The 26,748-nt window shown below is 64.1% G+C and carries 24 protein-coding genes; 17 read left to right on the forward strand and 7 right to left on the reverse strand.

Annotated elements, in window-relative coordinates; translation table 11 throughout:
- Positions 1-46: 46 nt before the first annotated feature.
- The 3 genes from ABD906_RS03330 to gltX all read left to right on the forward strand — a co-directional run bounded on the left by ABD906_RS03330 (position 47) and on the right by gltX (position 3,638).
- On the forward strand, positions 47-448 hold the full coding sequence (locus ABD906_RS03330) for a GFA family protein (RefSeq protein ID WP_345098195.1): 402 nt from the start codon (positions 47-49) through the stop codon (positions 446-448).
- A gap of 90 nt (positions 449-538) precedes the next feature.
- On the forward strand, positions 539-2,215 hold the full coding sequence (locus ABD906_RS03335) for an NAD+ synthase (protein ID WP_345098196.1): 1,677 nt from the start codon (positions 539-541) through the stop codon (positions 2,213-2,215).
- A gap of 49 nt (positions 2,216-2,264) precedes the next feature.
- Positions 2,265-3,638 (forward strand): glutamate--tRNA ligase, encoded by a 1,374-nt coding sequence (gltX, locus tag ABD906_RS03340; RefSeq protein WP_345098198.1) that lies wholly within the window; start codon positions 2,265-2,267, stop codon positions 3,636-3,638.
- A gap of 27 nt (positions 3,639-3,665) precedes the next feature.
- Here the strand turns inward: gltX and ABD906_RS03345 are convergent, their stop codons facing one another.
- Positions 3,666-4,112 (reverse strand): hypothetical protein, encoded by a 447-nt coding sequence (locus tag ABD906_RS03345; RefSeq protein ID WP_345098199.1) that lies wholly within the window; start codon positions 4,110-4,112, stop codon positions 3,666-3,668.
- Between the two features lie 357 nt (positions 4,113-4,469).
- Here ABD906_RS03345 and ABD906_RS03350 point away from each other — a divergent pair, with 357 nt between their 5' ends.
- From ABD906_RS03350 to ABD906_RS03370, 5 genes are all read left to right on the forward strand, one after another.
- The gene (locus ABD906_RS03350) at positions 4,470-5,489 is read left to right on the forward strand and encodes an amino acid ABC transporter substrate-binding protein (protein ID WP_345098200.1); all 1,020 of its coding nucleotides are present in this window, start codon (positions 4,470-4,472) and stop codon (positions 5,487-5,489) included.
- A gap of 107 nt (positions 5,490-5,596) precedes the next feature.
- Complete coding sequence (locus ABD906_RS03355; RefSeq protein WP_345098201.1) at positions 5,597-6,790, forward strand: amino acid ABC transporter permease; 1,194 nt, start codon at positions 5,597-5,599, stop codon at positions 6,788-6,790.
- A gap of 10 nt (positions 6,791-6,800) precedes the next feature.
- The gene (locus ABD906_RS03360; RefSeq protein ID WP_345098202.1) at positions 6,801-8,285 is read left to right on the forward strand and encodes an amino acid ABC transporter permease; all 1,485 of its coding nucleotides are present in this window, start codon (positions 6,801-6,803) and stop codon (positions 8,283-8,285) included.
- A gap of 14 nt (positions 8,286-8,299) precedes the next feature.
- Positions 8,300-9,091, forward strand: coding sequence for an amino acid ABC transporter ATP-binding protein (locus ABD906_RS03365; protein ID WP_345098203.1), 792 nt, complete (start codon positions 8,300-8,302; stop codon positions 9,089-9,091).
- 189 nt (positions 9,092-9,280) lie between these two features.
- Positions 9,281-9,925 carry an alpha/beta family hydrolase gene (locus tag ABD906_RS03370; RefSeq protein WP_345098204.1) on the forward strand — a complete coding sequence of 215 codons (645 nt, stop codon included), beginning with the start codon at positions 9,281-9,283 and terminating at the stop codon, positions 9,923-9,925.
- Positions 9,926-9,945: 20 nt separating this feature from the next.
- Here ABD906_RS03370 and ABD906_RS03375 read toward each other — a convergent pair whose 3' ends face one another.
- Positions 9,946-10,677 (reverse strand): L,D-transpeptidase, encoded by a 732-nt coding sequence (locus tag ABD906_RS03375; RefSeq protein WP_345098205.1) that lies wholly within the window; start codon positions 10,675-10,677, stop codon positions 9,946-9,948.
- 528 nt (positions 10,678-11,205) lie between these two features.
- Here ABD906_RS03375 and ABD906_RS03380 point away from each other — a divergent pair.
- From ABD906_RS03380 to ABD906_RS03405, 6 genes are all read left to right on the forward strand, one after another.
- Complete coding sequence (locus ABD906_RS03380; RefSeq protein ID WP_345098206.1) at positions 11,206-12,405, forward strand: amino acid ABC transporter substrate-binding protein; 1,200 nt, start codon at positions 11,206-11,208, stop codon at positions 12,403-12,405.
- A 73-nt stretch (positions 12,406-12,478) separates the two neighbouring features.
- Entirely contained in the window at positions 12,479-13,345 is an 867-nt protein-coding gene (locus tag ABD906_RS03385) for a branched-chain amino acid ABC transporter permease (RefSeq protein ID WP_345098207.1), read from the forward strand.
- On the forward strand, positions 13,342-14,325 hold the full coding sequence (locus tag ABD906_RS03390) for a branched-chain amino acid ABC transporter permease (RefSeq protein ID WP_345098208.1): 984 nt from the start codon (positions 13,342-13,344) through the stop codon (positions 14,323-14,325). Before ABD906_RS03385 ends, ABD906_RS03390 begins: the two co-directional genes overlap by 4 nt.
- Positions 14,322-15,053 (forward strand): ABC transporter ATP-binding protein, encoded by a 732-nt coding sequence (locus tag ABD906_RS03395; RefSeq protein WP_345098209.1) that lies wholly within the window; start codon positions 14,322-14,324, stop codon positions 15,051-15,053. Before ABD906_RS03390 ends, ABD906_RS03395 begins: the two co-directional genes overlap by 4 nt.
- Positions 15,046-16,770: an ABC transporter ATP-binding protein gene (locus tag ABD906_RS03400; RefSeq protein ID WP_345098210.1), complete on the forward strand. Its 1,725-nt coding sequence runs from the start codon at positions 15,046-15,048 to the stop codon at positions 16,768-16,770. Before ABD906_RS03395 ends, ABD906_RS03400 begins: the two co-directional genes overlap by 8 nt.
- A gap of 31 nt (positions 16,771-16,801) precedes the next feature.
- Positions 16,802-18,262 carry an aldehyde dehydrogenase family protein gene (locus ABD906_RS03405; RefSeq protein ID WP_345098211.1) on the forward strand — a complete coding sequence of 487 codons (1,461 nt, stop codon included), beginning with the start codon at positions 16,802-16,804 and terminating at the stop codon, positions 18,260-18,262.
- 552 nt (positions 18,263-18,814) lie between these two features.
- On the opposite strand, the gene ABD906_RS03410 is transcribed toward ABD906_RS03405, so the two are convergent.
- From ABD906_RS03410 to ABD906_RS03420, 3 genes are all read right to left on the reverse strand, one after another.
- Entirely contained in the window at positions 18,815-19,924 is a 1,110-nt protein-coding gene (locus tag ABD906_RS03410; RefSeq protein WP_345098212.1) for an NAD(P)-binding domain-containing protein, read from the reverse strand.
- 42 nt (positions 19,925-19,966) lie between these two features.
- Positions 19,967-20,140, reverse strand: a complete 174-nt coding sequence (locus ABD906_RS03415) for a hypothetical protein (protein ID WP_345098213.1) — start codon at positions 20,138-20,140, stop codon at positions 19,967-19,969.
- Between the two features lie 265 nt (positions 20,141-20,405).
- Entirely contained in the window at positions 20,406-20,591 is a 186-nt protein-coding gene (locus ABD906_RS03420; RefSeq protein ID WP_345098214.1) for a hypothetical protein, read from the reverse strand.
- Positions 20,592-20,876: 285 nt separating this feature from the next.
- On the opposite strand from ABD906_RS03420, the gene ABD906_RS03425 reads away from it, so the two are divergent.
- A complete protein-coding gene (locus ABD906_RS03425) occupies positions 20,877-22,763 on the forward strand; it encodes a DEAD/DEAH box helicase (protein WP_345098215.1) in 1,887 nt (628 codons plus the stop codon).
- A 319-nt stretch (positions 22,764-23,082) separates the two neighbouring features.
- On the opposite strand, the gene ABD906_RS03430 is transcribed toward ABD906_RS03425, so the two are convergent.
- Both ABD906_RS03430 and soxR read right to left on the reverse strand, forming a co-directional pair.
- Positions 23,083-24,087, reverse strand: coding sequence for a glycerophosphodiester phosphodiesterase family protein (locus tag ABD906_RS03430; RefSeq protein ID WP_345098216.1), 1,005 nt, complete (start codon positions 24,085-24,087; stop codon positions 23,083-23,085).
- 69 nt (positions 24,088-24,156) lie between these two features.
- Positions 24,157-24,690 carry a redox-sensitive transcriptional activator SoxR gene (gene soxR / locus ABD906_RS03435; RefSeq protein ID WP_345098300.1) on the reverse strand — a complete coding sequence of 178 codons (534 nt, stop codon included), beginning with the start codon at positions 24,688-24,690 and terminating at the stop codon, positions 24,157-24,159.
- A gap of 80 nt (positions 24,691-24,770) precedes the next feature.
- Between soxR and ABD906_RS03440 the strand changes: the two genes are divergently transcribed.
- Both ABD906_RS03440 and ABD906_RS03445 read left to right on the forward strand, forming a co-directional pair.
- A complete protein-coding gene (locus ABD906_RS03440) occupies positions 24,771-25,346 on the forward strand; it encodes an NADPH-dependent FMN reductase (protein ID WP_345098217.1) in 576 nt (191 codons plus the stop codon).
- On the forward strand, positions 25,343-26,566 hold the full coding sequence (locus ABD906_RS03445) for an MFS transporter (RefSeq protein ID WP_345098218.1): 1,224 nt from the start codon (positions 25,343-25,345) through the stop codon (positions 26,564-26,566). The genes ABD906_RS03440 and ABD906_RS03445 overlap by 4 nt, the downstream gene beginning before the upstream one ends.
- Positions 26,567-26,748 lie beyond the last annotated feature (182 nt).

Below are 26,748 nucleotides of genomic sequence, written 5' to 3' on the forward strand. Positions count from 1 at the left end.
ACGTGGCGGGCTTGCTGTTTGAGCGGTCCTTTTCCTGGAGGGAATCATGTACGAATTGAGAAGCGGCCGCTGCCTGTGCGGCAGCGTGCGTTTCAGGATCAGCGGGGAGGTGGGGGGCGTCACCTACTGCCACTGTTCCATGTGCCGCCGGCAGGCCGGCCATCACTATGCCACGGTGAACGTCCAGCGCGATCAGCTGTCGCTGGACGCTGACGGGACACTCACGTGGTACGAATCCTCGCCCCGGACCTACCGTGGCTTCTGCGGCCGCTGCGGCTCGAGCCTGTTCTGGCGGAGTGACGACTGGCCGGGGATCGCCGTTCTCATGGGTTCGCTGGACCAGCCAACCGGTCTCAAGGGCCTTCACCACATTTTCGTTGCGGACAAGGGCGACTATTACGAGATCGACGACGGTCTGCCGCAATTCGCGCAGTCGAACGCCGGCTGAATTCTGCAGGGAGGGGTGCTGCTGCAAAATCCGGTTCCGAACCGGCGTGCGATGCTGTAGACGGTCGTTGCAAGTTCGCAGGGGACCGAGATGGACAGACTCACTGACACCTTCCGAATTGCCGTCGCGCAGCTCAATCCGACCGTGGGCGACATTGCGGGGAATCTCGCGATGGCCCGCAAGGCCCGCGCGGAGGCGGCGGCCCGAGGCGCCGACCTGGTGCTGTTCACCGAGCTGTTCATCGCCGGCTACCCGCCGGAGGATCTGGTTCTGAAACCCGCTTTCCTCGTCGCCTGCGAGGAGGCCATCCGGGATTTTGCCAAGGACACCGCCGACGGCGGTCCCGGCGTGGTCATCGGCACGCCTCTGAAGCGCGCGAGCGGCATCCACAATTCCGTGGTCGTGCTCGACCATGGCGAGATCATCGCCGAACGCTACAAGGTTGATCTCCCCAACTATGGCGAGTTCGACGAGAAGCGCGTCTTCGTCGCCGGCCCGCACATCGGCGGTCCTGTCAACTACCGCGGTGTGCGCATCGGCCTGCCGGTCTGCGAGGACATCTGGGGCGATCTCGGCGTCTGCGAGACGCTGGCCGAGGCCGGAGCCGAAATCCTGCTCGTCACCAACGGCTCGCCGTATCATCGCGGCAAGGTGGACCGCCGCCATCAGGTGGTCATCCGCCAGGTGATCGAGACCGGATTGCCGATCCTCTATGCCAACATGGTGGGCGGCCAGGACGAGCTCGTCTTCGACGGCGCCTCCTTCGCCATCCAAGCAGACAAGTCTCTGGCCTTCCAGATGCCGGAGTTCGCCGAGGACCTCGCGCTCACCGTCTGGAAGCGCGAGGGCGACACCTGGATCTGCGCCGAGGGGCCGATGGTGCGGCTGCCCGAAAACGAGGAGGCCGACTACACCGCCTGCGTGCTCGGCCTGCGCGACTATGTGAACAAGAACGGATTCCCCGGCGTCATCCTTGGCCTGTCGGGCGGTGTCGATTCCGCGCTTTGTGCGGCCATGGCCGTCGATGCGCTCGGTGCGGAGCGGGTGAGGGCGGTCATGCTGCCCTATCGCTACACGTCGCAGGGTTCCGTCGAGGACGCCGAGAAATGCGCCCGCGCGCTCGGCTGCAAGTATGACTACCTGCCGATCCACGAGCCGGTGGAAGGCTTCATGCGGGCGCTCGAGCCCTTCTTCGAGGGCACCGATCCCGGCGTCACCGAAGAGAACCTGCAGAGCCGCACGCGCGGCACGCTGCTCATGGCGCTTTCCAACAAGTTCGGCTCGATGGTGATCACCACCGGCAACAAGTCCGAGATGTCGGTGGGCTACGCCACTCTCTACGGCGACATGAATGGCGGCTTCAACCCGATCAAGGACCTCTACAAGATGCAGGTCTACGCGCTCTGCCGCTGGCGCAACGCTCATGTGCCCGTGGGAGCGCTGGGACCTGCGGGGGAGGTGATCCCGGTTTCCATAATCGAGAAGGTGCCGTCGGCGGAGTTGCGCGAGAACCAGACCGACCAGGACACGCTGCCGCCTTACCCGGTTCTCGACGACATTCTCGAGTGCCTGGTCGAGAACGAGATGAGCGTCGACGATATCGTCGCCCGCGGCCACGACCGCGCGCTGGTGCACCGCGTCGAGCACATGCTCTACGTGGCCGAATACAAGCGCCGGCAGGCCGCCCCCGGCGTGAAGATCACCCGCAAGAACTTCGGCCGCGACCGGCGCTACCCGATCACCAACAAGTTCCGTGACCGCTCCTGAGGCGCGCTGCGGCGTCACAAGAATAACGGCTGGAGGCTGTCAGGACGCAATGACCATCACTGTTCGCTTCGCGCCCTCTCCGACGGGGCAGATCCACATCGGCAACGCGCGCACGGCCCTGTTCAACTGGCTGTTTGCGCTGAAGAATGACGGCCGCTTCATTCTGCGCTTCGACGACACCGACCGGGAGCGCTCGCGAAAGGAGTATGCCGACCAGATCGAGGAGGACCTGGCCTGGCTCGGCATCCGCCCGGATTACGTCTGCCGCCAGTCGGACCGCTTTGACCTCTATGAACAGGCGGTGGAGAAGCTCAAGGCCGCCGGCGTCCTCTATCCCTGTTACGAGACACCGGAGGAGCTCGAGCGCCGCCGCAAGATCCGCCTTTCGCGCCGCCTGCCGCCAATCTATGGTCGTGAGGCCCTGAAGCTGACCGATGAACAGCGCAGGGCTTACGAGGCGGAAGGACGCAAGCCCCACTGGCGCTTCCTTCTGCCCAACTTCGATACGGACCCGTTCGAGCCGCAGCGTACCGAGGTCCATTGGAACGACCTCGTCCGCGGTCCCCAGACTGTCGATCTTGCCTCCATGTCCGACCCGATTTTGGTGCGCGAGGACGGCACGTTCCTCTACACGCTTCCCTCGGTGGTGGATGACATCGACCTCGGCATCACGCACATCATCCGCGGCGACGACCATGTGACCAACACCGGAGCGCAGATCGCGCTCTTCCGCGCCCTCGGCGCGGAGCCCCCCGCCTTCGGCCACCACAATCTTCTGACAACCTCGACAGGCGAGGGACTGTCCAAGCGCACCGGGGCGCTCTCCATCCGCAGCCTGCGCGAGCAGGGCATCGAGCCGATGGCCGTCGCCTCGCTCGCCGTGCTGATCGGCACGTCCTCGGCAGTCGAGGCCTGCCCGACCATGGAAGCCTTGGCGGAACGCTTTGATCCCGCCTCGAGCTCGAAGTCGTCCGCGAAATTCGACCCGGCCGAACTCATGGTGCTGAGCCGCGCGCTCGTGCAGGCCATGCCGTTCGGGGAGGCGTCGGACCGCCTGGCTGCCCTCGGCATCATGGGCGAGAAGGCTGAAACCTTCTGGCTTGCCGTGCGCGGCAACCTCGACCGCGTGGCGGACGCCACCGAGTGGTGGACCATCGTCAATGATGGGCCCGCCGCCGTCGGACTGTCGGAAGAGGATCGCGCCTTCGTGCGCTCCGCGGCTGACCTCCTGCCCGACGAGCCCTGGGACGAAGGCACTTGGCGTACCTGGACCAGCGCCGTGAAGGCGGCCACCGGTCGCAAGGGCAGGGAACTCTTCCATCCGCTGCGCCTGGCGCTCACCGGCCGCGATTCCGGGCCGGAACTTGGTCTGCTGCTACCCCTGATTGGCAGGGAACGCGTCCTGGCCCGTTTGCGGGCATGAGCAGGAAAGCAGGCCCGCGGCGGGCACCTACGAGGTCTCGCCGGAAGGCTTGTCCGTATCGGTGACGCGGATCCTGTCGTCCGTTTGCTCTGCCTGAACCGGCTGTGTGCCGGCTTGCGCCCCCATTGGGGCTGTGTCCGCTGCCTGCAGGAAGGCCGGCCCGACCTGCCGGATATGCGAAGGGATTTCCGCCCGTGGAAGGCGGGTCGACTTGTCGAACTGCAGGATGAACTCGGCGCCATTGAGATGACCGGATTGATCCCAATGGGACGCGGCTGTTATCGCATGGCTGGACTTGGTGAGGATGCAGGCAACCTTGGCGGCGTAATCCTCATGTGCCGGGCAGCTTCTTTCCGCAAGGATCTGCTGAAATCGCAACCCGTCGAGGTCGTTCGGACGGGGTCTGCCGTTGCGGGAATTTTCGTGGGCAATGTTACTGATATGAACAATGGCTGCTGCAATGACGCTCAACATGATACTGTAATGCACAATAAATAAACACGCGATGCATGTTCTATAGGATAAGCATCATTGAGAATCCGTATATATCCTGCATTTGCGCGGGTTTTGCGAAGTCGCAAACAGCCATATATGCCGAAATATTGATCCGGCAGAGCAATCATTCTGGCTGTGCGGAAGGCGAGGTGGCCTTTAACTGATTGTGAATGCCTCTAGAAATGTGGTCGGTTGAAATCTTTCGTGCTTGACCTCGTTCATATTATGAAATTCGATGTAGAAAGTGGCTTGGAATGGGAGGATCGGTGGGAACGAGGCCGGTCTTTCGCATGGTCGTCGGGCAAGCCCTAACTGAGAACAATAAGGGGAATGAACATGAGGAACCTGATCAAGACACTTCTCGGTGTTTCGATCGTCGCTCTCGCAGCAAGCACTGCCAGCGGCGCTACACTGGACGACGTGAAGAAGGCGGGCGTCCTGCGCTGTGGCGTCAACACAGGCCTGCCGGGCTTCGGCTATCAGGATGACGATGGCTCGTGGAAGGGTTTCGACGTCGATTACTGCCGTGCGGTTGCAGCGGCGATCTTCGATGGCGACGCATCGAAGGTTCAGTTCACGCCACTGTCGGCTGTTCAGCGCTTCCCCGCGCTGCAGAACAACGAAGTGGACATGCTGGCCCGTAACACGACCTGGACCATGAACCGTGACACGGCGCTGGGCCTCAACTTCGTGGGCGTCAATTATTACGACGGCCAGGGCTTCATGGTCCGCAAGGATCTGAACGTGACCTCGGCCCTTCAGCTTTCCGGCGCCACCGTATGCGTGCAGAGCGGCACCACCACCGAGCTGAACCTGACCGACTACTTCCGTTCCAACAACATGGAATTCCAGCCGGTCGTTATCGAATCGCAGAATGACGTGAACTCGGCCTACGAGCAGGGCCGCTGCGACGTGCTGACGACGGACGCGTCCGGTCTCTACGCGAGCCGCCTTGAGATGGCCAATCCCGACGAACATGTCGTTCTGCCGGAAATCATCTCCAAGGAGCCCCTTGGTCCTCTGGTGCGCCAGGGCGACGAGCAGTGGTTTGACATCGTCAAATGGGTGCACTTCGGCCTCATCAATGCCGAGGAGCTGGGCGTTACCCAGGCCAACGTGAAGGAGATGGTGAACTCCGACAATCCGGACATCCGCCGTCTGCTCGGCCAGGACGGCAATTTCGGTGCCGACATCGGCCTGTCCAACGACTGGATGGTCAACGTGATCTCGGCCGTCGGCAACTACGGCGAGATTTTCGACCGCAACATTGGTCCCGACACACCGCTCAAGATCCAGCGCGGTCTGAACGCGCTCTGGACCAAGGGTGGCCTGCAGTACGCTCCGCCCGTTCGCTGAGTGAAGCCTAACCGGAGCCGCGCGTCCTGCGCGGCTCTTGTGTTTGAACATGCGGGGGCAGTTCGCTTTCCGCAAGCGTTCTGACCCCGCCTTGAGCGGCAGGTCCAATGACGGTCTATAGCCACAGTATCGAGAGACCCCGCGAGCGGGTATCGCTCATGCGGGATCCCAGAACACGCGGTCTGATCATTCAGATCGTGCTGATCATAGTCATCACCGCCTTCGCGGCATGGCTTGTCAGCAATACCATGGCCAATCTGACGCGTTCCAAGATCGCGACCGGATTTGGCTTCCTCTCAAATCGCGCCGGTTTCGACATCGGGCAGGTGCCCATCGACTACACGGCCAATTCCACCTATGGACGGGCGCTGCTCGTCGGCATCGTCAACACCATCATCGTGTCCGGCGCGGGCATCGTGCTTGCCACTATCGTCGGATTCATCATCGGCATTGCGCGCCTGTCCCGGAACTATCTCCTGCGCGGACTGGCGACCATCTACGTGGAGACCTTCCGGAACATCCCGCCGCTGCTGGTGATCCTGTTCTGGTACTTCGGCGTGCTGACGGTCCTGCCGCTGCCGCGAGATGCGATCCAGGTTTCCTTCCTCGGCGCTTATCTGAGCAACCGCGGCCTGCAGATTCCGGCGGCGCGCTTCGACCCGTCGGCCATCTGGACGCTGGCCGCACTTTTCATCGGCATTGCGGGCGCCTGGATTCTCGCCAGGCGCGCGAAGGCGCAGCAGCTTGAGACGGGGCATCGCCCATCCGTCGTCTGGCCCTCGCTGGGCCTGATCGTCGGCCTTCCGCTGGTCGTCTTCGCAGTCACCGGTTTCCCGATGACCTTCGAGATTCCGCAGGCGACCCGGTTCAACCTCACCGGCGGCTGGCACATCCGCCCCGAGTTCCTTTCGCTTTTCCTGGCTCTTGCCTTCTACACGGCGGCCTTCATCGCGGAGATCGTCCGCGCCGGCATTTTGGCCGTTTCCAAGGGCCAGACGGAAGCGGCCTATGCGCTGGGCCTGTCGCGGTCGCTGACGCTGCGTCTGGTCGTGGTACCGCAGGCTCTCCGGATCATCATACCGCCGCTTACAAGCCAGTATCTCAACCTGACCAAGAACTCCTCGCTGGGCCTTGCCGTGGGCTATCCGGAACTGGTCGCCGTGGGCTCCACGGTGCTGAACCAGACCGGCCAGTCCGTCGAGGTCGTGGCGATCTGGATGCTGAGCTACCTGGGCCTGAGCCTGTCGGTCGCGGCCTTCATGAACTGGTTCAACGCGCGCACAGCGCTGGTGGAACGCTAGGAGGCGGGCAATGAGTGAACATTCCGTTGCTTACGTTGCCCAGCGGGAAGTGCCGCGGGTTCCCGCCCCCCGCAAGGAAACGGGCTTCTTCGGCACGCTGCGCAAGAACCTTTTCGCAACGTCGCTCGACAGCGCCATCACCATCGCGCTCGCCATTTTCGTCATCTGGGGCGTCTGGCGGCTCGTCCACTGGGGCATTATGACGGCCGTCTTCACCGGCGACAACCGCGAGGCCTGTCTGCCCACCGAGGCGCAGCCGGTCGTCGGCGCCTGCTGGGCCTTCGTCAACGCGAAGTTCGGGCAGATTATCTACGGCCTGTATCCTATCGACCAGCGCTGGCGCATCGACATCGTCTATGCGCTGCTGGCCGTGCTTACGGTTCCGATGCTGAGCCCGTCGGTGCCATGGAAGCGGCTGAACGCCATTCTGTTGTTCGTTGTCTTTCCGTTCGTCGCGCTGGTGCTTCTGACCGGCGGCAACTTTGCCGTGAGTGGCGCCTGGGTCGGCTTCCTGCTGGCCATCGCGGCGCTGGCTTCCGTGCTGGTCGCGGCATCGAGCGTGATGCCTTCGGAGCGCCTGCTGCGCGTTGCGCGCTGGTTGGCGGTGGTCTCCATCGTGGTGGTGTTTCTCAACAACATCATCCCGAGCGGCTCTTTCCGCCTTCTTGGGCTGAGCTTCACGACGCTGGCGCTGATTGCCACGCTTCTCGCGCTCGGCGCCGTCGCTGCCTGCGTCGCCGCCGCCGACACGCAAGCGCGCAAGCTTTACGTGCTGATACCGCTGGCGGCCGTCGTCGCGCTCGTGGTGCTGCTCGCCGCCAACTTCGGCCTTACCGAGGTGCCCACCCATCTGTGGGGCGGCCTGCTGCTGACGCTGGTGGTGGCGCTGGTGGGTATCGTCGCATCCCTGCCGCTTGGCATCCTCCTGGCGCTCGGACGCCGGTCGCACCTGCCTGCCGTCCGGCTGCTGTCGATCATCTTCATCGAGTTCTGGCGTGGCGTGCCGCTCATCACGGTGCTGTTCATGTCGACCTTCATGATTCCGCTGCTGCTGCCGGAGGGCGTGACCTTCAACAACCTGCTGCGGGCACTGATCGGCGTGGCCCTGTTCACGGCCGCCTATCTCGCCGAGGTCGTGCGCGGTGGCCTTCAGGCCATCCCGAAGGGACAGTTCGAGGGAGCGCAGGCGCTCGGCCTGAGCTACTGGCAGATGATGCGGCTGGTAATCATGCCCCAGGCGCTGAAGCTGGTGATACCGGGCATCGTCAACTCCTTCATCAGCATGTTCAAGGATACAAGCCTGGTCTACATTATCGGCCTGGCCGATCTGCTGGGCACTGTCCGCCGCGGCTTTGCCGACCCCAACTGGATCACGCCCACCACGGCGGCGACAGGTCTGGTTTTCGCAGGCTTCCTTTACTGGGTGTTCTGCTTCGGCATGTCGCGCTACTCGCAATTCCTGGAACGCCGGTTTGACACCGGTTACCGCCGTTAGGAGGAGAGAAGAACATGGTTGCAACGAACACGGCTCAGGCTCCCCAAACCGGCAAGCTCGCCATTTCCGATACGGAGGTGGCGATCGAGATCATCAACATGAACAAATGGTATGGTGATTTCCACGTCCTCCGCGACATCAATCTCAAGGTGATGCGCGGCGAGCGTATCGTCATCTGCGGTCCGTCGGGGTCTGGCAAGTCGACCATGATCCGCTGCATCAATCGCCTGGAGGAGCACCAGAAGGGCAAGATCATCGTTGATGGCATCGAGCTTACCAACGATCTGAAGAAGATCGACGAGGTGCGCCGCGAGGTCGGCATGGTGTTCCAGCACTTCAATCTCTTCCCGCACCTGACGATTCTGGAGAATTGCACGCTGGCTCCGATCTGGGTGCGCAAGATGCCCCGCAAGGAGGCGGAGGAGATCGCCATGCACTACCTGGAGCGTGTGCGCATTCCCGAACAGGCACACAAGTATCCGGGCCAGCTGTCGGGTGGCCAGCAGCAGCGCGTGGCCATCGCCCGCGCGCTCTGCATGAATCCGCGCATCATGCTCTTTGACGAGCCCACCTCGGCGCTCGACCCCGAGATGATCAAGGAAGTGCTGGAAACCATGGTGGATCTCGCCGAATCCGGCATGACTATGCTCTGCGTGACCCACGAGATGGGCTTCGCTCGGCAGGTGGCGAACCGCGTCATCTTCATGGACCAGGGCCAGATCATCGAGCAGAACACTCCGCAGGAGTTCTTCGACAATCCGCAGCACGAGCGCACGAAGGTGTTCCTGTCGCAGATCCTGCACTGACATTCGGGAGGGGGCGCTTGCCCCCGTTTCCGGAAAGCCTTTGCGGCCGCTTGCGCATGGAAGCGGCCGCCTTTCATTTGAGCTGGAGAGGCGAGGGAGCCGTGGGCAGTTTGCAGTTTTCGCGACCGGTTGAACTGCAGTAGCGTTACCGCCCGAATCCCGGTTGACGAGGCGGAAGGTCGCAAACCCATGCAGTTCCTGATCGACGATCCCGAAACGAACGGCGACGGCCAGGCGGTGGCCACCATTCTGCTTGCGCACGGGGCGGGGGGCCCGATGGATTCGCCCGCCATGGACGCGCTGGCGCGGGCGCTGTCCGTCCACGGTTTGCGCGTTGCCCGCTTCGAGTTTGGCTACATGGCCGCACGCCGCTCCGGCCAGCGCAAGCCGCCGCCGCGCGCGGAGACACTCGTTCCTGAATATCTCGAGGCCGTGGAGGCCCTGGGCGGCGAACCGCTCTTCATCGGTGGCAAGTCGATGGGTGGCCGTGTCGCCTCGCTGGTGGCTGACGACCTGTTCCGGGCAGGGCGTATCCGCGGACTGATCTGCTTCGGCTACCCCTTCCACCCGCCCGCGCAACCGCAGAAACTGCGCACCGGTCACCTGAAACGCCTCGAGACGCCCGCACTGATCTGCCAGGGCACGCGCGATCCATTCGGCGGCCGCGGCGAGGTGGAAACTTACGGCCTCCCGGGTAGCGTGGAAATTCTCTGGCTTGAGGATGGCGACCACGACCTGAAACCGCGCAAGAAGGTGTCTGGCTTCTCGGTCGCCGATTATCTACGCACGGTTGCCGGGGCGGCGGCAGCCTTTGCCGCCCGCCTGCGCCGGTGAAAAGCGATGCCTCTCGCGTCTCAGATCGACTCGATCGTTTGCTCGCTCAGGTCCGGCAGCACCACGATCGGTGCGCCCACATCCACCCGGTCATAAAGGTGGATGATGTCCTGGTTGATCATCCGGATGCAGCCGGAGGAGACAGCCCGCCCGATGGACCACGCCTCGCGGCTGCCGTGGATGCGATAGATCGTGTCCTTGCCGTTCCTGAAGATGTAGAGGGCCCGCGAGCCGAGCGGATTGTTGATACCCGGTGCCATGCCGCCATTGGCGCTGCTGTAGGGTTCCAGGTCCGGCTCGCGCGCGATCATTTCCGCCGGAGGCACCCAGCGGGGCCACTTGCGCTTGTAGCCTACGTTGGCGCGCCCGGACCACGAGAACCCTGACCGGCCGACGCCGATGCCGTAGCGCGTGGCGCGACCGTCCCCGTGCACGTGGTACAGATACCGGTTCGGCGTGTCGACGATCAGCGTTCCCGGCCGCTCATCCGTCTCGAAGTCGACCTCCGTCCGGATGTAGGCGGGGTTGAACTGGCTCATGTTCACTTCGGGAATGTAATGACCATCATCCTCCATGGCGAAATACATGGGCGGGGTGGGAGGCGGTGCCGGAGGCTCTGCGATCGTCCGCCTTCGTTCCGTCATGCAGCCCGAGGGGGCTGCGGCCCCAATTCCGAGCAGCAACTGCCTGCGAAACATCCGGGCGGCCGGGAATTCAGACGGTGCAGGGTGGCTGTGGGAATCGTCCGGCATGATGTCCTCCAGGGTCGGACCGAAATCCCTGGCGCGATGCTCGAGGTTCGCAGGCGCCGCCGACGTGGCTGCAGTGATCGAAAGAAATGCGTGGCTGGCCTGAAATCGGGCTGCATGAACAGGATTTCTGAATCCGCTTAAACTATTGATAAAACAGCTAGCAATATGCCCCACCTGAGCCGCCGGCCTAATCAAAATTGATTACGAGATGGTGTTTGGCAGGGTGGCCGGCCCGCACGCCGGGCTGGGATAGCCTTTGAACCGCGCGCGGTTCATAAGTTTGCACTATAATCGCATAAGGCAACTGGCGCGCGGCTGGATGTGGGATGGCGGCTGTGCAAGCCTCTGCTGGGAACGTGTATACATCGGCGCAATCCGCCGATGACAGCACAACAGAAAACACATAATCTCGCTCGGGACTGGCGCGATCAGGGGGAGGAGCTGCAGGAAGGCTGGAGGAAGCCTGCGGCGAAGGCAATGGCCATCGCGACACGGACATTCGGTATGATGGGATGAGGGAGGAGCATCATGCAGAGACGCATGTTCATGGCATTTGCTGCGTCTGTCGCGGCATTTGCGTTGCTGGGCGGCGCCGCTGAGGCGCAGAAGGTTCTCAAGATCGGCGCGAGTGCGCCCAAGACCGGCCCGCTGGGCGGTGGCGCGGCCGTCACCCACTGGCCCAACGTCAAGCTCTGGGTGGAGGAGGTCAACGGCCGCGGCGGCATCAGGATTGGCGACCAGCAGTACAAGATCGAGCTGGTCGAATACGATGACCAGACCAATCCCGAGGTCGCCATCCAGAACATTCAGCGCCTGGCGACGGTCGACAAGGTTGACTTCATTGTCACGCCGTATTCCACCGGCATCAACGTCGCGACGGCGCCGATGATTTCGCAGCACGGCTTTCCGCATATCACCACCAGCGCGGCGACCGACGGCATCGAGGAATTCGCCAAGCGCTGGCCGAACTCCTTCTGGATGCTCGGCACCGCCACCCAGCTTGCCAAGGGTGCGGTCGACTCTCTGGTGAAGCTTCGCGACAAGGGCGACATCGGCAACAAGGTTGCGCTGGTCAACGTGACCGACGCCTTCGGCATGGAGCTTGTCGGCGCGGCCAAGCCCGCGCTCTCCGAGGCGGGTTTCGAGATCGTCTATGAGGCCTCGTTCCCGCTTGGCACGCAGGATCTGGCGCCCATCATCTCGGCGGCCAAGGCGGCCGCGCCGGATGCCTTCATTGCCTTCTCCTATCCGGGCGAGACTTTTGCGCTCACCGAACAGGCGCAGATCCAGGGCCTCGACGTTGGCGCCTTCTACGTCGGCGTCGGCACCGCGTTCCCCAGCTTCGCCGAGCGATTTGGCAAGGCGGCGGAGGGAATCCTCGGCATCGGCGGCGTCAACATCGACGACCCGAAGGTCAAGGACTACATGGATCGCCACAAGGCCGTGACCAGCCAGAGCCCCGACTTCTGGGCGAGCGCCACCACCTATGCTGGCCTGCAGGTGCTCGAGCAGGCCATCGAAAAGGCCGGCACCAAGGATCGCGCAGCCGTCATCCAGGCGATCAAGGACAATACCTTCGACACGGTCATCGGCCAGGTGAAGTTCAACAACAACATCAACCCGAACGTCTGGACCGTGGGCCAGTGGCGCGACGGTAACTTCGTCGCCGTGGCCGCCGACGGCATGGAGATATCGCAGGAGCCGGTCAGGAAGCAGGGCTGGGAGTGACCGCTGCTCCCCCTCGTGGCAATGCGCTGGCGCGGACCGGTCCGCGCCGGCCACCCTTCGGTGGACGTGTTCCATGCAGATCCTTGTAACCGGCATATTGCTGAGCGGCACCTACGCGCTGATCGCGCTGGGGCTCACTCTGCAGTACGGCGTCGCGCGCATCATGAACATTGCCAACGGCGAAACGCTGGTGGCGGGCTGCTTCATTGCCTTCTGGCTCTATGTTTCGCTGCAGATCAATCCGATCCTCGGCCTGTTCATTGTCGCGCCGCTGGCCTTCGCCTTCAACTGGGCGATCTATCAGGTGGCGCTGCGGCCGCTGGTGCAGCGGGCGAAGAACCGCGGCCAGCTGGAGGTGGACTCGATCCTCGCCACCTTCGGCTTGATGTTCCTGCTGCAGGGCCTGATGCTGCTGGGCTTTGGCGGTGAATACGTCAACTATCAGTTTCTCGCCGAGCGCTTCATGCTGTTCGGCTCGGCTTACGGTTTGAACCGCGTGGTGGCCTTCTGCGCCGCCGTGGTGATCGCTGGCGGGCTGTATGTCTTCCTCTACCACACGCGGCAGGGAACGGCTGTGCGCGCCGTGGCGGCCGATCCCGCCTCTGCCAATCTTGTCGCTATCGACGTCGGCCGCACATCCGCCATGGCCTTTGCCCTCGGCGGGGCGCTCACCGCCTGCGGCGGCGCGCTGCTGTCGACCTTCTACACCTTCAACGCCAACATGGGCATCGCCTTCACCATGAAGGCTCTCATCATCGTCATCATGGGCGGGGTGGGGGATGTCCGCGGTGCCGTCCTAGCCGCTCTCATGCTGGGCGTGGCGGAGACGGCGGTCGCGAGCCTCATCGATCCGGGCCTCACCATCGCGGCAACCTATGCGCTGTTTGTGCTGGTTCTGCTTTTCCGGCCGCAGGGCCTGTTCGGGAGGCGCGCGACATGACAGGGCTTCCCTTCGATCTGACCCCGCAGGAGCTGAAGACTGCCAGCTGGGCGGCGCTTCTCGCGGTGGCAGCCGCGCTTCTACCGCTATTCGATGAGGCCTATTATCTCGCGCTCGGCGTCAACATCATGCTCTATGCCGCGCTCTGCACGGCCTGGACGTTGTTTTCCGGCCCGACGCACTACATTTCGCTCGCCACCGCCGCCTTCTTCGGCCTCGGCACCTATGCGGTGGGCCTTGGCATCGACCATCTGCCGTTTCCGCTGCTGGTGGCGATCGGCGCGGTCTGTGGCGCGATCCTGGCCGGCATCGTCGGCGTGGCGACGCTGCGGCTCTCCGGCGTCTATTTCGTGATCTTCACCCTGGGCCTTGCGGAGCTTGTCCGCCAGCTTGTGAGCTGGGGCCAGTCGAAGATCACCACCCGCATGGGCCTCTACGTCTTCACCGATTTCACCGAGAAGCACATCTACTGGATGCTGCTGGTGCTGACCGTGGCAGTGTTCCTGACGGGCTGGCTCATCAACCGTTCGCGCCTCGGCTTTGCCATGCAGATCATCGGCAATGACGAGACGGTGGCCCGCCATGTCGGCATCGATACGGCCCGCGCGAAGATCATCCTCTTCATGATCTCCGGCGCCTTCATCGGCATCGCCGGCGCCATCTGCGCCCCCCGCTATGCCTATATCCAGCCGAATTCGGGCTTTAACCCGACGATTTCCTTCCTTGTCGTCATCATGGCGCTCCTGGGCGGCACGCGGAAACTCTGGGGCCCGCTGGTGGGCGTCATCCCGTTCACCATCGTCATGGATTTCGTGACGGCGAAGTTCCCCAACCACACCTCCATCGTGATGGGCATCGCCTTTCTTGCCATCGTCTATTTCATCCCGAATGGCGTCACGGGACTGATCGAGAAGGCGCGTGACCGCATCCGCGCCAGGGCGAGGGCAGCGCTGGCCAGCGTGAAGGAGGCGCGGCCATGACGGCGGCCGTGCTCTCGGTGCGGATGGCCCGCAAGGCCTTCGGCGGTCTGATCGCCGTCAACGACGTGTCCTTCGACGTGAAGGAGGGCGAGCTTCTGGGCCTGATCGGTCCCAACGGCTCCGGCAAGACGACGCTGCTGAACCTCATCTCCGGCGCGCTGAAGCCCACGTCCGGACAGATCCTTCTGGGCGGGGAGCCCATCGGCGGCCTGGCCGCGCATTACATCGCCCGTAGGGGCGTGGCGCGCACCTTCCAGCTCGTGCGTGTCCTGCCGTCGCTCGATGCCGAGCAGAACGTGATGGCAGGCACCGTTTTCGGTCACCAGCGCTGCTGGGGTGAGGAGGCGCGCAGGCTCGCCCGAGCGCTGCTCGAGCGCGTCGGACTTGGCGACCGCGAGCACATGCCGGTCTCCGCCATGACCTACATTGACCAGAAGCGTATCGAGCTTGCCCGCGCGCTGGCCTCCAATCCGCGCATCCTGCTGCTGGACGAGTGGCTCGCCGGCCTCAACCCGACGGAGCTTAAGGTCGGCATCAGCCTGATCGACGAGCTGCGCCGGGAGGGCCGCACCATCATCATGGTCGAGCATGTCATGGATGCGATCCGCACGCTCTGCGACCGCTGCGTGGTCATGTCGAGCGGCGTGAAGATCGCCGAGGGCGGGGTGCAGGAAACGCTGTCCGATCCGGAAGTCGTCCGTGCCTACCTGGGGGACGAGGATGCTTGAGGTCAGGGATCTCTCCGTCAGCTATGGCCGCCACCGTGCGCTGGAGAGTGCCAACCTGCGCGTCGAGCCGGGTGAGATTTGCGTCATCCTCGGGGCCAACGGCGCCGGTAAGTCCACGCTTTTGAAGGCAATCGCCGGCATGGTTCGTGCTGAAAGCGGCGTGGTGCTCATGAATGGCAAGCCCATTTCCGGGCTCAAGCCGCACCGCATCGTCGAGGAAGGCATTGCCCTGGTGCCGGAAGGCCGTGGCATTTTCGGAGACCTCACGGTGGCAGAAAACCTGCAGCTCGGTGCCTTTGCGGCCCGCGCCCGCGATATCGAGGCCGCGCGGCTGGAGGAAATCTATCGCCTGTTCCCCCGCCTTGCCGAGCGCAAGCGGCAGGTTGCGCGCACCATGTCGGGCGGCGAGCAGCAGATGGTGGCCATCGGCCGCGCGCTCATGTCCAACCCGCAGATCCTGATGCTGGACGAGCCGTCGCTCGGCCTCTCGCCGCTTCTCAGCAAGGAGCTTTTCCGCGCGCTGAAAGAAATTGCCAGGACCGGCGTCGGCATCCTGCTCGTGGAGCAGAACGCGCGCCAGAGCCTGAAGATTTCCGATCGGGGCTATCTGATCGAGAACGGCCATGTGGCAGGCGAGAACACCGCCGAGGCGCTGATGAACAACCCGGCCGTGATCAACGCCTATCTGGGGGGAGCGGCGTCCCCGGCCGCCCACGAGCCGCGTCCGCAGGGGCTCATTTCGGCGGCGATCCACGAGGGATTGGGTGCTGCCGGCCGCGTGGTTGAAGAGCTGACCCGCCGCGCTGCGGAAATCCAGGCGCGCTTCATCCGCGCCCTGCGCCGCGAATGCCCGGTTCCGTCCGCTTTCGCCGGGTTGTATGATCCAGACAGGGATGAAGTCGGGGAGGCCGGTCCGATGCCGCCAGCGCTTCGTGTTTCCGAGGATGCAAGGGCTCTGAGCGGCCGCGCGGCCGAATTTGCCGAGCGGGCGGCGGAACGCCTGGCGCGTCACATTGGCCGCTGCCGTGGCGCGGATCACGTGTCCCCGCCGCTCCGCATTGCCGCCGATGCGCGGGCCCTGAGCGAGCGCGCCAGCGAACTGGCCGCCGAGGCTTCGGCGCGGTTGGCCCGGCACGTCAGCGCGACACGGGAAGCGGCAAAGACGCGGCTCTCCGAACGGGTCGATCCGCGAACCCTCGCGAACGGCGAGGATCAGGCCCAAATCCAGCCTTCTCCGCTGATCGGCCACAACAGCCGCTTTGCCGTCGAAGACGAGGCTTCCGCCGGGGAGGATGAGGTGGCGCGCAAAAATCATCCGGAGGCGGCTGCCGGCACTGCCGCCTGGCCGGTGAGTGATGGCATAGCCGCGCTGGTGAAAACCCTTTCCGTGCGGCAAATGATGCGCGCGGAGGGCGGGGGGACCGTTGGATGGCCGGTCAGCGACGGCATCGCTGCACTGGTTGCGGAAGCCGCGAAGAAGCAGGCCGTTTCCGCGCCCGTGCGCGGCAGGCAGCTCAAGGCCTTCACGGTGAAGCCGGAAGAGGCGGCAGGTCCAGCGGGAGATGGGACGGACGGTGTCGCCGGGGGCGCCAGCGACCGCTGGCCCGTAGCGGATGGCATCGCCGCACTTGTGGAACAGGCGCGGAAGACGCAGTCTGGTCTCCAGCCCCCTGACCCAGATGAGGATCGAGACCGTGCGGAGCCGAAGCGGCCCTGACGGCATACCGAACAAGAGAGGAGACGTGACCATGGCCCGAGTGTTTGAAGGCATGTATATCGGCGGCAGCTGGTCGGCGACGAAGAAAACTTTCAAGGACTACAACCCGTCCGACGGTTCCGTCTGGGCGGAAGTTCCCGATTCCGGACGCGCGGAAACGGCCGCAGCCATCGAGGCGGCCCAGGCCGCGTTCCCCGAGTGGTCGCAGCTTCCGTTCTCCAAGCGCGCCCATTACCTGCACAAGGCGGCCGAGATCTGGGAACGCCGCCGTATGGAGATCGTCGAGGCCATCCAGGCCGAAGGCGGCGGCTGGTTCGGCAAGGGCATGTTCGAGACGGGCTATGTCCTGGAAGTCTTCCACGCCGCCGCTGCCTCCGTCTGGCAGTCGACCGGCGAGGTGCTGCCCTCTGAATACGGCAAGATCTCCATGGCCGTCCGCCGTCCTATGGGCGTCGTGGCCGTCATCAGCCCGTGGAACTTCCCCTGCATCCTTTCGGCCCGCGGCTTCCTGTTCCCGCTTGCGGCCGGCAACACCATCGTCCTGAAACCCTCGGAGGAAACCCCCTATCTCGGCGGCCTGCTGTTCGCGGAGGTCTTCGAGGAGGCCGGCCTGCCCAAGGGTGTTTTCAACGTCGTGACCTGTACGCGAGAGAACGTGGCCGAGGTGGGCAACGAGCTGATCGAGCACCCCTACGTGAAGGGCGTTTCCTTCACCGGCTCCACCGCCGTCGGCCGTCAGGTCGCGGCCAAGGCCGGCGCGCACCTCAAGAAGTGCTGCGTGGAACTCGGCGGCAAGGACTCTCTCATCGTGCTGGAGGATGCCGACATGGAGCGCGCCACCCAGGCCGCCAACTTCGGCTCCTTCATGCACCAGGGCCAGATCTGCATGTCCGTCGAAAAGGTGCTCGTCCAGGAGAAGATCTTCGACGAGTTCCTTGCGAAATTCGTCGAGCGCGCCCGCAAGCTCAAGGTCGGTGACCCCACGAAGAGCCAGGAGCATGTCATCGGCCCGCTGATCAACGACAAGCAGGCCGGCAAGGTGCGCGAGCAGCTGGAAGACGCCATCGCCAAGGGCGCCAAGGTCGTGCTCGGCGGCAAGATCGAGGGCCGCTTTGTGGAGCCCACGATCCTCACCGGTGTGACGCCCGCGATGAAGATCTACCAGGAAGAGACCTTCGGCCCCGTCGTTCCGGTCATTCCGTTCCGCACCGACGAGGAGGCGATCCGCATCGCCAATGATACGGAATACGGCCTGTCGGCCGGTGTTTTCTCGCGGGACGAGGCGAGGGCGCTCGCTATCGTGAACCGTCTCGACACCGGCAACTGCCACGTCAACTGTTCTTCGGTGAACGACGAGCCGCACGTACCCTTCGGTGGTATCAAGGCTTCCGGCGTCGGCAAGCACGGTGGCCGCTGGTCGCTCGAGACCTTCACCGAGACCCGCTGGATCACGCTCGACCGCGGCGGCCGTCCGTTCCCGCCGGTCTTCTGACCCGCTTTCGGGGGGCGCGGAGCGCCCGCGCAAGTCCGGTCTGCTCCGGCGCCGAATGCCTGTTATGGCAGGGGGCGGCTGGCTCGCCTAAAATGCCAAAGGCCGGCGTGGCCGGCCTTTGTGCTGCGGATACCGTTCGAGAACCGCTACCTGGTCTTCTTCCCGGACTTCTTCACGGCTTCGCCCGGAATCTCCGACTCTCCCTCAAAGCTCGCGTAGAGATGCTCGGGCAGGCCCTTCGGCGCGTCATAGGCCCGCAGACACCAGGGGCAGCGGCGTGCGGCCGATGGTCGGGGTCCCGAGCACGAAGGACAGCAGTTGAGCAGCATGAATTACCTCCACCATTCTGCATGCCGGTCAGGGCACGGAAAAATGTCCTCTCTGGCCGTCGGATGACGGCAATCCTTGTTGTGCGTGTGCAGCGAAGAACGGGGGAACCGTCCGTCCGCGGCAACGCGCTGGTTTATTCGGCAAACAAAGCGGCAAAATAATGCCGCGCGGTGGGACATTACGTCCCGTTCGGCGGCTATATAGGTAATCCTGCGTAATTGTTCACGGGCCAGGCGCGGCCATCCCCAGATAAGATGTGAGTTCCCGCGCGGCCGCGCCGCCTGCGCGATTGGCGCCGATGGTGGAGGCAGACGGCCCGTAACCAACCAGATGGATACGCGGATCCTTCGCCACTTGGGTTGCCAGCCTGCCTGTCATGGTGATGCCACCGTTACTGTTGCGTATCTGGAGCGGCGCCAGGTGGTCGAGGGCGCTGCGAAAACCGGTACACCACAGGATTACGTCCGCATCGAGCGTGCGACCGTCATCCCAGCGTACACCCGTTTCCGTGATTCCCGTAAACATCGGCTGCCGCGTGAGCACTCCGCGCGCCCGCATGGCTTCGATGGCAGGCGATTTGGGGATTCCCGTCACCGAGACGACCGAGGCGGGCGGCAGGCCCTGGCGCACGCGCTCCTCGACCTTCGTCACCGCTGCGCGGCCGAGCTCCGGCGAGAAGGGCACGTCGAGAAACTCCGGCTCCCGCCGCGTCACCCACGTGGTCCGCGTCACCCGGGAAACTTCGTCCAGCAGCTGCAGGGCGGAGATCCCCGCGCCGACGACGATCACGTGCTGACCGGCGAACTCCTCCGCGGTGCGGTAATCGCGCGTGTGAAGCTGACGGCCGCGAAACCGCCCGGCGCCGGGGATCTCCGGAATGTACGGCGCTTCCCACGTTCCCGTCGCGTTGATGATCCCGCGCACCGAGAACAGACCCTTGTTTGTCTCCACCCGGAGCCGCTCCCCGCGATCGCAGACGACCTCGACATTCACGGGCCTCAGCACGCGCAGGTCGAACCGCTCCTCGTAAGCGGCGAAATAGGCCTTCATGGCTGTGGCGGCCTGTATGCTGCCGTCGCCGACATCCACCGCTTCGGCAAGGCCAAGTCCCGGCAGGTCATGGATCCCGTTGGCGGCTGACAGCGTGAGCGACGGCCAGCGGAACTGCCAGGCCCCGCCCGGCTCCGGCGCGCGGTCGAAGACGATGAAATGGCGCAACGGTTCGAAGCCAAGGCGCCTCAGGTGGTAGGCGGCCGAAAGGCCAGCCTGTCCGGCGCCGATGACGGCGATGTCCGTCTTGACGAGAACCTCGGCGGGGCGTGCGGCGCTCATGGCTGGTACTCCGTGAACACCCTTCGCCGCCGGTCCCGCATGCTACTTATCCGTTTCGTCCAGAGTGTTCTCGATCGCGGCGATGTTGAGTTCCAGCATGGCGATCCGCTCGAGCGTCTGGGCGGGCGGAATCTGCCCGCTTTCGGCGGCGACTTGCAAAAGCCTGCGCTGTTCCTCGCGGATGAGCTGCGCAAGATGTTCCAGCTCTTTCTTCATCGTTGATCCCCCGTTTGGTCTCCGCACCCTTAGTATAAATGCCCCGGACATTCCACCCTTACTCCCAAGGCGGCGGGCAGGAGGACGCGAACGCATATCCTTTGCACGGGACATACTGCGTGATCCGGCTGTCCGGCGGCAGAACATCGGGACGCGGGGCATCGGCACAGGAGAGAACGCCTTGGGGCGCCCGAACGCGCGGAAAGGGGAAACGGGCCGGAACCGGCCGGCCCGCGGTGTGAAACGAAGCGGAACCCCGTGGCCCTCAGTCCTTCGGACCGTTCTTCTCCTCGGCGAGGATGTTTTCGATCGCGGCGATGTTGAGCTCGAGATAGGCGATGCGCTGCAACGCGTGGCCCGCCGGAACGCGTCCCATGGCCCCGGCGTCTTCCAGAAGCCTGCGCTGCTCGTTCCGCATCAGCCGGGCGAGTTTTTCAAGTTTTTCCTGCATGACCGATGATCTCGACTCTTGAAGGCGGGTTCTTTCCCGTTGCGATTATTACCGCATCCGTGGCTGTTCAAGGGCACTGTACTCCGCAAAGCGGGCAGCGCCGCCGCGCTCGCCCCTTATGCGGACGGGTCTGGTGCGAGCGATGCCAATTGCTGCGGGCAGCCCTGCGCACCTCTGAACGGCTTTGACATTGGCTCCCATAACCAATAGGAACGGCGAGACCCGTTGCTGCGTTGAACGCAGCCAGACGCGCATCACGCATGCGCCACTCCGAAAGAGACTTGTATGACAGATTTTTCCGGCGTCGTTCCCGCGCTTGCCCGCGCTTTGGCAAATCGCGGCTATGAGACGCTTACCCCGGTTCAGCAGTCGATGCTGGACCCGGCGCTCGCCCGATCCGATGCCCTGGTTTCCGCCCAGACCGGTTCCGGCAAGACGGTGGCCTTTGGCCTTGCCATGGCGCCGACGCTGCTGGATGAGGCGGAACGCTTCGGCCCTGCCGCGGCGCCGCTCGCCATGGTCATCGCGCCGACGCGCGAACTGGCGCTGCAGGTGCGCCGCGAGCTCGAATGGCTTTACGCCGAGACAAGCGCGGTGATCGCGAGCTGCGTGGGCGGCATGGACATTCGCAGCGAGCGCCGCGCGCTCGAACGGGGCGCCCACATCGTGGTGGGCACGCCCGGCCGCATTTGCGACCACATCCGTCGCGAGGCGCTCGACCTGTCGGCGCTGAAGGTCGTGGTGCTCGACGAGGCGGACGAGATGCTGGACCTGGGCTTCCGCGAAGACCTGGAATTCATCCTCGAGTCCGCCCCGGACGACCGCCGCACGCTGATGTTTTCGGCCACCGTTCCCGCGGCGATCGCCAGGCTTGCCAAACAGTACCAGCGCGATGCGGTCCGTATCGCCACCCAGTCCGAGACCCGCCAGCACGGCGACATCGAGTATCGCGCGCTGCTTGTGTCGCCCTCCGACCGCGAGCACGCCATCTTCAACGTGCTGCGCTATTACGAAGCGCCGATGGCGATCGTCTTCTGCTCGACGCGCGCGGCGGTGAACCACCTCACGGCCCGTTTCAACAACCGCAACGTCTCGGTTGTGGCGCTGTCCGGCGAGCTTTCCCAGAACGAGCGAAACCACGCGCTCCAGTCTCTGCGCGATGGTCGCGCCCGCGTCTGCATCGCCACCGACGTGGCGGCTCGCGGCATTGATTTGCCGGGTCTCGACCTGGTGATCCACGCGGACCTTCCAACCAATCCCGAGACCCTGCTTCACCGCAGCGGCCGCACGGGTAGGGCAGGGCGCAAGGGCATCTGTACGCTGATCGTGCCGGCGAACCAGCGCCGCAAGGCCGAGCGCCTGCTGGAGTCCGCCCGCGTCACCGCCACCTGGGCCAACGCCCCCTCTGCAGATGAGGTGCAGCGCCGTGACGACGAGCGTCTTCTGGCCGATCCCGTCTTCGCCGAAGACGTGCGCGAGGAGGAAGAGGCGCTGGTGCGCACGCTGGTGGAAAGCCACGGCGCCGACCGCCTGGCCGCGGCCTTCGTTCGCCTTTACTGCGACCGTCATTCCGCGCCTGAGGAACTCACCGAAGTGCCGCTTGACGCGCGCGGCCCCCGCGTGCGGACCGGAGAAGCGGGAAGCGCCCCGCGCCGCGATTACGGCTCTTCCGCCTGGTTCTCGCTCTCGGTTGGCCGGCGCCAGAACGCCGAGCCGCGCTGGCTCATTCCGATGCTTTGCCGGGTGGGCAACCTGTCCAAGGCCGAGATCGGCGCGATCCGCATGCAGGCGAACGAGACCTTCGTGGAGATCGCAGCATCCCACGCCGACGCCTTCCTCTCGGCTCTGGGCCGCAACAGGACGCTTGAGCGTGGCATCACCGTCCGCTCGCTGGACGGCGCCCCGGACCTCTCCCGCCGCGCCGACACCCGCTTCCCCGGCGGGCGTTCAGGCGGACGGTTCGCAGGGGATCGTTCCGAAACTGCGCACTCCTACGGGGAGCGCTCCACCGCGACGCGCAAGCGCAGGGATTTCTATGAAGCATCAGCCGGACCCGCCTCCGCTGCACCGAAAAAGCACAGGGCACGAAGCGAGGATGGCAAAGCCTCAAGCAAGCCTTTTCGCAAGAAGGAAAAGCCGGCCAGCCCAAAGGGATCTGAGAATCTGACATGAACGTGCTGGGGCGGGTGTGCCCGTTCCAAGGGCTGGGCGGCAGCGTCACGGCGGTGCGGCTAGCCCTACAAGGCGGCGCTGTCCAGGATGCGCTTCATGGCCTCTGCCGTCCAGGGCGTCGGATCCGACGCCTATCGGGAGATCCTGCCGCTGCGCCGTGATAACGCCTAGGGGGAGGTGTTCCTCATCGACGGCGTCGACGAGAACCACCGCGCATCGGACATCCTGGGCCGTGAACCCGCTGGCGTGTGAACTTCTGCGGCAATGGCCGGAGTGCGGAAAGGCAGGAGACGGCGCGGAGAGTTCCGCCAGCCGGGATTCACCTGCCGACCCGGGTCTGGCCAGGACTGTTGCCATGCGGATTCAACAATGGCCCGATCACTTCGATGCGATTGGTCCACACATAGCCATCGAAATTGTCGGGCACGAGCGCCAGTTGCCCGGCGTGATCAATACCGGCGGTGAAATCGCCGCCCTGATAGGGACCCATCAGGATGACCTCGCTTCCGGCAGCCTTCATGCGCTCGATAAAGCGGTGCGGCCAGCCCCACAGCATCCAGGCGTAGTTTAGCGGCACGATCACCAATGTGTTTCGGCAGGGGGCGGGAACGAAGCCGCTCCATCCCAGCGCAAGGTACCGGCTGAGACAAGAGATGATCGACGTCTTGTCATAACCCCGAAGACCGGGAACGAGCCGCAGGCTTTCCCGAGTGGGGATCTCTCCGCCATAGACGCCGAAAGTCGCTTTCCGCCATTCGGGATTCTTGTTCAAAAGGTCGGCGAGAGCTTGCCCCTCATCGGCCCGCTGGCTCTTGAAGTTGATCAGGAATTGCCGGCCCGGAAAGGCGCGAAACACCTCATCCAGTGCAGGTATCATGCCGATACCCTTGCCGCGCAGCGGGAAGGTCCTGCCGCCATCGGCGGTGTAGCCATGACCGATATCAAGCTCCTTGAGCCGGCTCATGGGCGTCTCTTCGGTCACGCCTGTTCCGTCCGTGCGGCAGTCAAGCGTCCAGTCGTGAAAGACCGCGAAGGCGCCGTCCGGCGTGAGGTGAACGTCCAGCTCCACGACCGCCGCCCCATGCTCGAAGGCGGCGCGCATCGAGGGGATTGTGTTTTCGATGTAGTCATGCGTTGGGGGCAGGATTCGTTCCGCCGTGCAGGTATCATTCTCCAGGTCCTCCGCGCTGAAGGTTTGGTGAACGCCGCGGTGCGACAGAAGCCGTGTCTTGCCCGCTTCCAGGGTTGGTCCAAACAGCGAGGTGTTCGTGGCCCACAGCGCGGCTACGACTGCTGCCGTTCCAATCAATAGCTTGCGAAGCACGAAACACTCTCCTTGACGTCCGCGACCAGTTCTAACGCCAATTGAGGCCGGAACGGGGAAGGGAGCGTGTCACGTCATCGCGCTGCAGTTTTTCCCATCCTCAGTCTGGCATGCCTCGCCCGTGGCTGAAGGACACGGATTGCATTCCGGGTCCAGCAGTCTGGGCCCCGGTCCCTGTTCCCCGAGCTCGTCATAGGGGTTGCGCAGCGGACAGTGTTCCGTCGACAGGCAGCCGCAGCCGATGCAATCGGTCAACTGATCGCGCAGTCGCGTGAGCCGTTCGATTCGCAAGTCCAGGTCCGCCTTCCAGCGCTGTGACAGCCGCCGCCAATCCGCCGCGGTCGGCGTGCGTCCCTCCGGCAGGGTGGACAGCGCCTCCTTGATCTCCGCAAGCGGTATGCCGGTGCGCTGGGCCACCTTGATGATAGCCACGCGCCGTAGCACCTCGCGCGGATAACGCCGTTGGTTGCCCCGATTGCGGTTGCTGCGGATCAACCCCTTCGATTCGTAGAAGTGAAGCGTGGAAACGGCCACGCCGCTTCTGGCTGCGACTTCACCCACGCTCAGTTCCCTCTGCAGTTTTCCCGGCGTTGCTTTTGTCATGAGCTTGCCCCTTGACCTCAACCTTAGTTGAGGTTTTATCAGAATGTCTCCTTCGATATCAACCAAGGAGACTTTCCCAGATGACTGAACCAACAAGGCTCACGATCATTCTCGGCAGCGCGCGCGAAGGCCGCTATTGCGACACCGTTTTCAGATGGGTTCTGGCCGAAATCGGCAGCAGCACGGACTTTGTGGTCGACGTGATCGACCCGGCCAGTCTCGACCTCGGCAGCCTGGGGCGGGGCAACGGCGGGGAGTCGGTCGCCGCGTTGCGCCAGCGCATCGACGAAGCTGACGCCTTCCTGGTCGTGACCCCGGAATACAATCACGGCTATCCGGCTGCCCTGAAGGCCGTGATCGATTCGGCCTATATCGAGTGGCAAGCCAAGCCTGTGGCGTTCATTTCCTATGGCGGAATCTCGGGCGGCTTGCGCGCCGTCGAACAGCTGCGCCTGGTGTTTGCGGAGCTGCATGCGGTAACGCTGCGGGACAGCGTGAGTTTCCCTATCCCCTGGCGGCGGTTCGGCGCAAACGGCCTGGCGGATGCGCACGAGGAGCGAAAGGCTCTGGACATGCTGTTGGCGCGTCTTCTGTGGTGGTCACACACCCTGCGCAGCGCACGCCTGGCGGCCCCTTACGCTGAGGTGGCGGCATGAGCTCTGCCAACGCTTCTCTGTCGGGATCTGAGTCCGCTGAGCTCCGTCCGTCCTTAGCGACGGCGGCAACGCTCCTGTTCGTCAGCTCTCTCACCATCATGGCGGCAACGGTGATCTCGCCCGGTCTTCCTGCCATCGAGGCACATTTCGCCGGTACCGAGAATGCCGCTTTTCTGACGCGCCTTCTGATCACCATGCCGGCGCTCGCCATCGCCTTCATCGCACCGTTCGCGGGAAAGTTCACCGACCGATTCGGCCGCCTGCGCGTGCTTTCGGCCTCGGTGCTGCTCTACGGTCTTGCAGGCACGTCGGGTCTAATTGCCGACACTCTTTATGCGCTGCTGTTCGGACGGGCCCTGCTCGGCGCAGCCGTCGCGGGGATCGTTACCGCTACCACTGCTCTGATCGGCGATCTCTTTGCGGGGCCAAGCCGCGACCGCTTCATGGGTTTGCAGACAGCGTTCACCGGCATTGGCGGCCTCCTGTTCATGAGCTTCGGCGGGCTGCTCGCAGGGGCAGGATGGCGGGCTCCCTTCGCCATTTATGGCCTGGCCCTTCTGATCCTGCCGGCGGTGTTGCTTTGCCTCACGGAACCACGGTACGAACGACAGGATTCCGGTGCCAGCGGGCCTGCCCGGGTTCCACTGCTCGCCGTCAGCGTCCTGCTCCTTGCGGCAGTCTTCAACAGCATTTGCTTCTATCTTATCCCTACCCAGATGCCGTTCCATCTGTATGCCCTTGGCGTGAATTCTCCAGGCACGGTGGGGATTACGCTTGGCGCCTTCAACCTCGCTGTTGCCGCTGCCTCGCTCGGCTACGGCCGCCTGCGCGCCATGGTCGGCCTGCCGGGAGGTTTTGCCGTAGGTTTTGGCGTGATGGCTGTAAGCTTTGCAATTATCGCAATGTCGTCTTCGCACGCCGCCGTCGCCGTCGGGCTCATGGTGGGTGGTGGGGGCCTGGGCTGCATCATGCCGGGACTCGCGGCAAGCGCCATGACGCTCGCTCCTCCGGCTGCCCGAGGCCGCGTCGCAGGTGCGCTGACCGCCAGCATCTTTCTCGGGCAGTTCCTGTCACCCGTTGTCAGCCAGCCGCTCGTCAGCTGGATTGGCTATGCCGGGGTTTTTGGCCTCACCAGCGTGTTCCTCGGAATTGCAGCAGTGCTTGCAGCCTTGTTGGCGCTTTCCGGACGGTCGATGGCTGCAAAGGCCGCACAAGGCTGAAACGACACAGATGCTGGCGGGAGCGCACGGAACTCTCCCGCAACCACTGGGGATGCGAGGCCCGGAAGGGCGCGCATCCCGCTGATTTCGCAAGATGACGCAGCTGCCTTCCACTCAGTGCAATGACTGAGAAGACAGATTTTTGCCAGCCTTTGGAGGGAAAACCTGATCGGGGAGGGGGT

Origin of the sequence: Chelativorans composti (assembly GCF_039541695.1) — a bacterium.
GTDB lineage: Bacteria > Pseudomonadota > Alphaproteobacteria > Rhizobiales > Rhizobiaceae > Chelativorans > Chelativorans composti.

What these genes read in the sequence shown, in the direction of transcription:
- ABD906_RS03330 (WP_345098195.1), top strand. Translation starts at nt 47, where the DNA reads ATGTACGAATTGAGAAGCGGCCGCTGCCTGTGCGGCAGCGTGCGTTTC.
- ABD906_RS03335 (WP_345098196.1), top strand. Translation starts at nt 539, where the DNA reads ATGGACAGACTCACTGACACCTTCCGAATTGCCGTCGCGCAGCTCAAT.
- gltX (WP_345098198.1), top strand. Translation starts at nt 2,265, where the DNA reads ATGACCATCACTGTTCGCTTCGCGCCCTCTCCGACGGGGCAGATCCAC.
- ABD906_RS03345 (WP_345098199.1), bottom strand. Translation starts at nt 4,112, where the DNA reads ATGTTGAGCGTCATTGCAGCAGCCATTGTTCATATCAGTAACATTGCC.
- ABD906_RS03350 (WP_345098200.1), top strand. Translation starts at nt 4,470, where the DNA reads ATGAGGAACCTGATCAAGACACTTCTCGGTGTTTCGATCGTCGCTCTC.
- ABD906_RS03355 (WP_345098201.1), top strand. Translation starts at nt 5,597, where the DNA reads ATGACGGTCTATAGCCACAGTATCGAGAGACCCCGCGAGCGGGTATCG.
- ABD906_RS03360 (WP_345098202.1), top strand. Translation starts at nt 6,801, where the DNA reads ATGAGTGAACATTCCGTTGCTTACGTTGCCCAGCGGGAAGTGCCGCGG.
- ABD906_RS03365 (WP_345098203.1), top strand. Translation starts at nt 8,300, where the DNA reads ATGGTTGCAACGAACACGGCTCAGGCTCCCCAAACCGGCAAGCTCGCC.
- ABD906_RS03370 (WP_345098204.1), top strand. Translation starts at nt 9,281, where the DNA reads ATGCAGTTCCTGATCGACGATCCCGAAACGAACGGCGACGGCCAGGCG.
- ABD906_RS03375 (WP_345098205.1), bottom strand. Translation starts at nt 10,677, where the DNA reads ATGCCGGACGATTCCCACAGCCACCCTGCACCGTCTGAATTCCCGGCC.
- ABD906_RS03380 (WP_345098206.1), top strand. Translation starts at nt 11,206, where the DNA reads ATGCAGAGACGCATGTTCATGGCATTTGCTGCGTCTGTCGCGGCATTT.
- ABD906_RS03385 (WP_345098207.1), top strand. Translation starts at nt 12,479, where the DNA reads ATGCAGATCCTTGTAACCGGCATATTGCTGAGCGGCACCTACGCGCTG.
- ABD906_RS03390 (WP_345098208.1), top strand. Translation starts at nt 13,342, where the DNA reads ATGACAGGGCTTCCCTTCGATCTGACCCCGCAGGAGCTGAAGACTGCC.
- ABD906_RS03395 (WP_345098209.1), top strand. Translation starts at nt 14,322, where the DNA reads ATGACGGCGGCCGTGCTCTCGGTGCGGATGGCCCGCAAGGCCTTCGGC.
- ABD906_RS03400 (WP_345098210.1), top strand. Translation starts at nt 15,046, where the DNA reads ATGCTTGAGGTCAGGGATCTCTCCGTCAGCTATGGCCGCCACCGTGCG.
- ABD906_RS03405 (WP_345098211.1), top strand. Translation starts at nt 16,802, where the DNA reads ATGGCCCGAGTGTTTGAAGGCATGTATATCGGCGGCAGCTGGTCGGCG.
- ABD906_RS03410 (WP_345098212.1), bottom strand. Translation starts at nt 19,924, where the DNA reads ATGAGCGCCGCACGCCCCGCCGAGGTTCTCGTCAAGACGGACATCGCC.
- ABD906_RS03415 (WP_345098213.1), bottom strand. Translation starts at nt 20,140, where the DNA reads ATGAAGAAAGAGCTGGAACATCTTGCGCAGCTCATCCGCGAGGAACAG.
- ABD906_RS03420 (WP_345098214.1), bottom strand. Translation starts at nt 20,591, where the DNA reads ATGCAGGAAAAACTTGAAAAACTCGCCCGGCTGATGCGGAACGAGCAG.
- ABD906_RS03425 (WP_345098215.1), top strand. Translation starts at nt 20,877, where the DNA reads ATGACAGATTTTTCCGGCGTCGTTCCCGCGCTTGCCCGCGCTTTGGCA.
- soxR (WP_345098300.1), bottom strand. Translation starts at nt 24,690, where the DNA reads ATGACAAAAGCAACGCCGGGAAAACTGCAGAGGGAACTGAGCGTGGGT.
- ABD906_RS03440 (WP_345098217.1), top strand. Translation starts at nt 24,771, where the DNA reads ATGACTGAACCAACAAGGCTCACGATCATTCTCGGCAGCGCGCGCGAA.
- ABD906_RS03445 (WP_345098218.1), top strand. Translation starts at nt 25,343, where the DNA reads ATGAGCTCTGCCAACGCTTCTCTGTCGGGATCTGAGTCCGCTGAGCTC.